This window comes from Burkholderia sp. HMSC10F09 (assembly GCF_001806955.1).
Taxonomy (GTDB): Bacteria; Pseudomonadota; Gammaproteobacteria; order Burkholderiales; family Burkholderiaceae; genus Burkholderia; species Burkholderia multivorans.
The window spans coordinates 26,179-32,778 of the sequence record NZ_KV786635.1; the positions used below are offsets into that span (position 1 = coordinate 26,179).

The window sequence follows — 6,600 nt, forward strand, 5'->3', positions numbered from 1 at the left end:
GGTGGAAAGATTCAGTGAGTCGCAGGCGCCGCGCCACGTACGCGCGCGAAGCGATCGATCGCGAATGCGTCGAGCGGCACGGACGGCGTGCCGTCGAGCATCAGTTCGGCGACGACCTGCCCGCAGCCGGGGCCGAGCTGGAAGCCGCTGCCGCAATAGCCGAACGAGTAGTAGAGATCGTCGGCCGTGCGGCTCGCGGAGATCACCGGCAGCGCATCGTCGGTGAATGCCTCGACACCGGCCCACGCGCGGTTGACGCCGAGATCGCGCAGATGCGGGAACAGATCGACCACGGTGCGCGCGCTGCGCGCGAGCCGCATGAAGTCGACTTCGCCGTGCCGCGCCTGCAGATCCGCATGGCCGATCAGCTTGCCGCCGATCACGACCGTGCCGTTGTCGAACTGCTTGAACGACAGCGGCCGGCCGGTCGCGCCGAGCGTCGCGCGGCAAAACGGCGCGACGCGCTGCGTGACCATCAGCATCAGTCCTTCCGCATGCAGCGGCACCGGTTCGCCGGCCGCGCGCGCGAATTCGCCCGACCACGCACCGGCCGCGATCAGCAGTTTGCGGGCCGCGAACGCGCCGCGCGGCGACTGCGCGATCCAGCGCGTGCCGCGCCGCTCGAGATGCGTGACCGGCGTGCGTTCATGAAAGCGCGCGCCGTGTCGCTGCGCGGCGATCCGGAACGCGGCGGTCGTGCGAAACGGCAGCGCGTAGCCGTCGCGCTCGACCCAGATGCCGCCCGTCACGTGCGGCGCGAGCGCGGGCTCGAGTTCGCGCACGCGCGCGCGGTCGATCAGCGTTTCGTGCGTGTAGCCGTGCGCTTCGAGCAGCGCGACGCGCGCGCGGCATTCGTCGAGCTCCGCCTCGGTTTCGGCGATCTTCAGCTGGCCGGACGGCACGAACCCGCCCGTATCGCCGATCAGATCGGGCAGCGTGTGCCACAGCTCGCGCGACAGCAGCGCAAGCGGAATCTCCTCGAGCGGCCGGCCGAGCGTACGCACGCCGCCGGCGTTGACGCCCGACGCATGGCGCGCGACGTAGTCGGCCTCGAGCACGACCACGCGCGCGCCGCGCCGCGCGAGCTGCCACGCGCTGCTCGTGCCGTGCAGGCCGCCGCCGATCACGATCGCATCGGCTTCGTCGCGTATCGCCTCGTGTGTGCCGGCCATGTCACTCACCGGCCAGCTCGCCGAGCGTGATCGGCTTGATCGGCGGCCGGATCCGGTAGTAGCCGACCGTGTCGGGCGCGACGCGGCGCGCATCGGCGATCACTTCGGTGACGGTCAGCCCGCACAGGCGTCCCTGGCACGGCCCCATTCCGCAACGGCCGAACGATTTCGCCTGGTTCGGGCCGACGCAGCCGAGCGCGACGAAGCCGCGCAGCTCGCCGGCCGTCACTTCCTCGCAGCGGCAGACGATCGTGTCGTCGGCGGGAATGCGGTTCGCGTCGCGCGGCCGGTACAGGCTGTCGAGGAACGGCCGGATCCGCAGCGCGCGGGCAAGCGCGTCGCGATGCGCCGCCGCTTTGCGATCGCGCGCCGCCTCGTCGAGCGCACCGAGCTGCGCGGCGACCGCGAGGGCGGCGAGCGTGCCCTGTTGCGCCGCGGCCTGTGCGCCGCCGATTCCGGCGCCGTCGCCGGCGACGAAGATGCCCGGCACGTCGAGTTCGCCCCAGGCGTCGACCTGCGGCGTAAAGCAGAGCTGCGCGTCGTCCCAGCGGTGCGCGGCGCGCAGGGCATGCGTGAACTGCGTGTTCGGAACGACGCCTTGATGCAGCAGGATCACGTCCGCGTCGATGCGGTGCGCGCGGCCCTGCGCCGTAAACGTCAGGGCGGCGGCGCGAGGCTGGCCGTCGTCGCCCGCGCGGCTCGCGATCGCGAGATCGTCGGCGCCTTCGTGGATCGGCACGTTCGCGTCGCGCAGCGCGCGCATCATCTGCAGCCCCTTGCCGAGGAGCGGCCACGCGCGCAGCGCCGCGAACAGATGCTTTTTCGCGCGCCAGCGATCGGCGGGGTGCGTGGTGTCGACGAGCGCGCGAATCGGCACGCCGGCGCGCAGATACTGCCCGCCGAGCAGATAGAGCAGCGGCCCGCAGCCGGCCAGCACCGGCGGCGTCGACGGCACTTCGCCCGCGCTCTTCAGCAGGATCTGCGCGGCGCCCGCGGTCAGCACGCCAGGCAGCGTCCAGCCGGGAATCGGAAACGGCCGCTCGAGCGCGCCGGTGGCGAGAATCACGCGGCGCGCGTCGAAGCGGCCGACCTTGCCGTCACGCAGATAGTGCACCTGCCGCTCGCGCGTGACCTGCCATACCGTCGTGCGCGTCAAATGACGGGCGCCCGAACGCGCGAATGCGTCGGCGAGCGCGGCGCCGGCCGCGTAGTCGGGGCCGAGGATCTCGCGGCGGCGTGCGTCCGCGCGCTCGATCGCGCGATAGATCTGGCCGCCGACTGCATCCTGCTCGTCGAGCAGCACGACCGACAGCCCCGCGCACGCCGCGCGCATGGCGGCGCCGAGGCCGGCGGGGCCGGCGCCGACCACGACGACGTCGACGGTTTCCTGCATGAATTCAGCGGTCATCGGCGTTCTCCAGTGACGCGGCGGCAAGCGCGGATTCGGGCGGCAGGTCGCGCGCGCCTTCCTGCGTGCGCACGCACATGCCGTCGCGCACGTCGACCATGCAGCTCTGGCGCGCGGGCACGCCGTCGATTTCGACGAGACATTCGAAGCACGCGCCCATCATGCAGTAGGGCGCGCGCGGCGCATGCGACACGGGCGTCGCGCGAAAGCGCTGTACGCCGGCCGCGAGCAGCGCGGCAGCGACGCTGACGCCGGCCGGCACGCGCAGCGGCGCATCGTTGAAGCGGATCTCGACGGTCGCCGCGGCGGCATCGAGCGGCTTGAACAGGGACGAACTCGGGTGGGCAGTCATGGGCGGGCGGACAAGGTCAGTAAGCGGGAGCGGGCCGGGCGGCAGCGGCGATCGTGTCGGGCGCGTCCGGAAAGCGACGTGCGGACAGCGCGGGCAACTCGTCGGGCACCGGCGCGCCGACGATCCACGGCGCGATGCGCATCGCATGCGCGGCCGCGAGCGTGACGCCGCTGTGGCAGGTGACGACGAACGCGCCCGGATGCTGCAGCGATTCGTCGTAGATCGGAAAGCCGTCGGGGCTGTACACGCGCAGCGCGGCCCACATCCGCACGAGCCGTACGTGCTGCAGCATCGGAAATGCGCGCACGCCGCGCCGCGCGATGTCGGCGAGCACCGGCGTCGTGGTCAGGTCGTCGAAGCCGACTTCCTCCATCGAGTCGCCGAACTGCACGGTGCCTTCGTCGGTCTGCCGCACGTTGATGGTCGGATAGCGGAGAAACGGTGCGACGCGTTCGCTGACGAGCACCTGCCCGCGATTCGGGGCGACCGGCGCATGGAGCCCGACCTGCGGCGCGAGCGTGCGATTGCCGAGGCCGGCCGCGAGCACGAGGCGGCCGGCGCCGAACGTGCCCGCCGCGCTGTCGGCGACGAAACCGCCGCCTTCGGCGCGCACCTGTCGCACGCGCGCGCCGGAGACGAGACGCACGCCGCGATGCTGCATCGACGCGTGCAGCGCGCGCAGCAGCTTAAGCGGATTCACGTGGCCGTCCATCGGCGTGTAGCTCGCGCCGACGACCGCAGGCCCGATGCCGGGCAAGCGCTCGCGCAGCTCGCGATGATCGAGCAGCTCGAACGGATAGTCGCCGAGCGCCGCCTGCAGCGTCGCGAGACGCGTGCGGCGCTCCGCGAGCTCGTCGTCGGAGAAGCAGAGATGGAAGCCGCCCGGCTGGCGCAGTGCGACATCGACGCCGCTGTCCTCGAGCAGGCTCGCGGCAAGCTGCGGCCAGCGCGCGGCCGAGCTGCGCGACCAGCTCGCGTAGGGCGTGCGGTCGTGGCCCTTGCCCTGAATCCAGACGAGGCCGAAATTGCCGCGCGACGCGCGAAAACCGCCGTCGTCCTCGTCGAGCACGGTCACGCGCGCGCCTTCGCGGGCGAGGCCGTACGCGACGGCCGTGCCGACGAGGCCGCCGCCGATCACGAGCACGTCGGGGCTCGCGGCTGCAGGTCGAATCATCGTGCTTCTCCGATCAGGATGCGATCGAGCCCGACCAGCCGGTCGAGCAGGAGCATCAGCAGGACCGTGCCGACGATCAGCACCGCCGACACCGACGTGACGAGCGGATCGATCGTCTGCGCGATCTGGTTGTACATGGCGACGGGCAGCGTCGTCGTGCCCGGTGTCGCGACGAAAATCGTCATCGTGAGCTCGTCGAAGCTCTGGATGAACGACAGCACCCAGCCGCCCGCGACGCCGGTGCGGATCATCGGCAGCACGACGCGGCGAAACGCGGTGAAGCGGCTCGCGCCGCACGACAGCGCGGCACGCTCGGCATCGCGGTCGAGCCCGATCGCGGACGACAGCGCAAGCCGCAGCGCATACGGCAGCACGATCACGACGTGCGCGGCGACGAGCGCCCAGAACGAGCCGCTCAGATGCAGCAGCGACAGGAAACGCAGGAACGCGATGCCGAGCACGACCGCCGGAATCATCATCGGCGACAGGAAGAAGCTCGTCAGCGCGCCGCGTCCCGGGAAGCGGTAGCGCGCGATCGCGAGCGCGGCCGGCACCGCGAGCGCGACGCCCAGCGTCGCGGCGACGAGCGCGAGCCGCACAGACAGCCAGAACGCCGACACGATATCGCCGTTGTCGAGGATCGCGCGAAACCAGCGCAGCGACGCGCCGTCGAACGGCATCGAGATATAGCCCTTGTCGGTGAACGCGACGAGCATCACGGCCGCGAGCGGCGCGACGATGAACGCGACGAACAGCGCATGGAAGGCGAGGGCGGCAAAACCGTTGCGTTGCATGGCGTCGCTCCGTCAGTCGAAGATGTGCTTGAAGCGGCGTTCCGCGAGCCGGCTGCAGCCCATCACGATCGCGACGTTCGCGATCAGCAGCAGCACCGCGATGCTCGCGCCGAGCGGCCAGTTCAGCGTGCCGAGGAATTCGTCGTAGGCGGCCGTCGCGACGACTTTCAAGCGGCGGCCGCCGATCAGCGCGGGCGTCGCGAACGCCGATGCGGACAGCGCGAACACGATGATCGACCCCGATAGCACGCCGGGCAGGATCTGCGGCAGGATCACGCGGCGAAACACGCGCATCGGCGACGCGCCGAGCGACCGCCCGGCCCATTCGACCTGCGGGTCGAGCTTCTGCAGCGTCGCCCATACCGCCATCACCATGAACGGCACCAGCACGTGCGTGAGCGCGACGATCGTACCCGTCATCGTGAACACGAGGCGCACGGGTTCGTCGGTGATGTGCAGCGCCTGCAGCACATCGTTCAGCACGCCGTTGTTGCCGAGCAGGATCTGCCAGCCGAGCGTGCGCACGACGACCGAGATCAGCAGCGGGCCCAGCACGACCAGCAGGCAGATCGACTGCCACGGCTTGCGCATGCGCGCGAGCACGATCGTCTCCGGCACGCCGAGCACGATCGACAGCAGCGTGACGGCGGCCGCGAGGCCCGCGGTGCGCGCGAAGATCGTCAGATAGTAGGGATCGCGAATGACTTCCAGATAGTTCGCGATCGTCCAGCCCGGCTGCGTGCCCGCGATGTCGCTGAACGTGTGGAACGACAGCACGAGCGTGAGCAGCAGCGGCGCGAGCAGCAGCGTCGAGAACAGCAGCAGCGCGGGTGCCGACAGCAGCCACGGCGCGGCGCCGCCGCGCGTATCGTCAAGCGTGGCCATGCGCGCCCTCCCGCGTCAGCATCCGCAGATCGTCGTCGGCCCACGCGAGGCCGACTTCGCTGCCTTCGTCCGGCGGCGGCGCGCCGGTGTTCGACTGCGTGACGTGCAGCTTGCCGAGCGCCGTGTCGATCACGAGCAGCCACTGGTTGCCGACGAACACGCGCGTCGCGACGCGCCCGTGCAGCCGCGCGTCGCCGTTCGCGAGCCGCATCTTTTCGGGGCGGATGTAGACGTTGACGGGGCCCGCGACGTCGCGTCCTTCGTGCGGCACGTGCAGCGTCGTGCTCGCGACCGCGACTTCCGCGCAGCGCGGATTGCGTCGCAGCACTTCGCCTTCGAACGTGTTCGTGCGGCCGAGGAACACGGACGCGAACGGCGTGGCCGGCCGCTCGTACGCGTCGAACGGCGTGCTCAGCTGCGCGATGCGGCCGCGATGCATGACGGCGATGCGGTCGCTCATCGTCATCGCCTCGACCTGATCGTGCGTGACGAGGATCGTCGTGATCCCGAGGCGCTTCTGGATCGCGCGCAGCTCGATGTGCATTTCCTCGCGCAGCTTGGCGTCGAGGTTCGACATCGGCTCGTCGAGCAGCAGCAGCTCGGGCCGCATCGCGATCGCACGCGCGATCGCGACGCGCTGCCGCTGGCCGCCCGACAGCGCCTTCGGGTAGCGCGCGTCGAGGCCGTCGAGCCGCACGAGCGCAAGCGCCTCGGCGATCCGCTCTTCGCGCTGCGCGCGCTTCATCTTGCGCATTTCGAGACCGAAGCCGACGTTGCCGGCGACCGTCATGTGCGGAAACAGCGCGTAGCTCTGG

7 protein-coding genes are annotated in these 6,600 nt (G+C 71.0%); all 7 read right to left on the reverse strand.

Annotated features, from left to right (window positions below; translation table 11 throughout):
- Window positions 1–11: 11 nt before the first annotated feature.
- Window positions 12–1,172 (reverse strand): NAD(P)/FAD-dependent oxidoreductase, encoded by a 1,161-nt coding sequence (locus HMPREF3115_RS09405; protein WP_070554224.1) that lies wholly within the window; start codon window positions 1,170–1,172, stop codon window positions 12–14.
- Between the two features lies 1 nt (window position 1,173).
- The gene (locus HMPREF3115_RS09410; RefSeq protein ID WP_070554225.1) at window positions 1,174–2,580 is read right to left on the reverse strand and encodes an FAD/NAD(P)-dependent oxidoreductase; all 1,407 of its coding nucleotides are present in this window, start codon (window positions 2,578–2,580) and stop codon (window positions 1,174–1,176) included.
- Window positions 2,570–2,932 (reverse strand): (2Fe-2S)-binding protein, encoded by a 363-nt coding sequence (locus HMPREF3115_RS09415; protein ID WP_006410575.1) that lies wholly within the window; start codon window positions 2,930–2,932, stop codon window positions 2,570–2,572. Before HMPREF3115_RS09415 ends, HMPREF3115_RS09410 begins: the two co-directional genes overlap by 11 nt.
- 16 nt (window positions 2,933–2,948) lie before the next feature.
- Window positions 2,949–4,106, reverse strand: coding sequence for an NAD(P)/FAD-dependent oxidoreductase (locus HMPREF3115_RS09420; RefSeq protein WP_006410584.1), 1,158 nt, complete (start codon window positions 4,104–4,106; stop codon window positions 2,949–2,951).
- The gene (locus HMPREF3115_RS09425; protein WP_006405335.1) at window positions 4,103–4,900 is read right to left on the reverse strand and encodes an ABC transporter permease; all 798 of its coding nucleotides are present in this window, start codon (window positions 4,898–4,900) and stop codon (window positions 4,103–4,105) included. The genes HMPREF3115_RS09420 and HMPREF3115_RS09425 overlap by 4 nt, the downstream gene beginning before the upstream one ends.
- 12 nt (window positions 4,901–4,912) lie before the next feature.
- The gene (locus tag HMPREF3115_RS09430; RefSeq protein WP_070554227.1) at window positions 4,913–5,785 is read right to left on the reverse strand and encodes an ABC transporter permease; all 873 of its coding nucleotides are present in this window, start codon (window positions 5,783–5,785) and stop codon (window positions 4,913–4,915) included.
- A partial coding sequence (locus tag HMPREF3115_RS09435; RefSeq protein ID WP_256276112.1) for an ABC transporter ATP-binding protein occupies window positions 5,772–6,600 on the reverse strand: 829 nt, incomplete at its 5' end. The genes HMPREF3115_RS09435 and HMPREF3115_RS09430, both read right to left, overlap by 14 nt.

Coding starts and splice junctions, on each gene's coding strand:
- HMPREF3115_RS09405 (WP_070554224.1), bottom strand. CDS start 1,172: ATGGCCGGCACACACGAGGCGATACGCGACGAAGCCGATGCGATCGTG.
- HMPREF3115_RS09410 (WP_070554225.1), bottom strand. CDS start 2,580: ATGACCGCTGAATTCATGCAGGAAACCGTCGACGTCGTCGTGGTCGGC.
- HMPREF3115_RS09415 (WP_006410575.1), bottom strand. CDS start 2,932: ATGACTGCCCACCCGAGTTCGTCCCTGTTCAAGCCGCTCGATGCCGCC.
- HMPREF3115_RS09420 (WP_006410584.1), bottom strand. CDS start 4,106: ATGATTCGACCTGCAGCCGCGAGCCCCGACGTGCTCGTGATCGGCGGC.
- HMPREF3115_RS09425 (WP_006405335.1), bottom strand. CDS start 4,900: ATGCAACGCAACGGTTTTGCCGCCCTCGCCTTCCATGCGCTGTTCGTC.
- HMPREF3115_RS09430 (WP_070554227.1), bottom strand. CDS start 5,785: ATGGCCACGCTTGACGATACGCGCGGCGGCGCCGCGCCGTGGCTGCTG.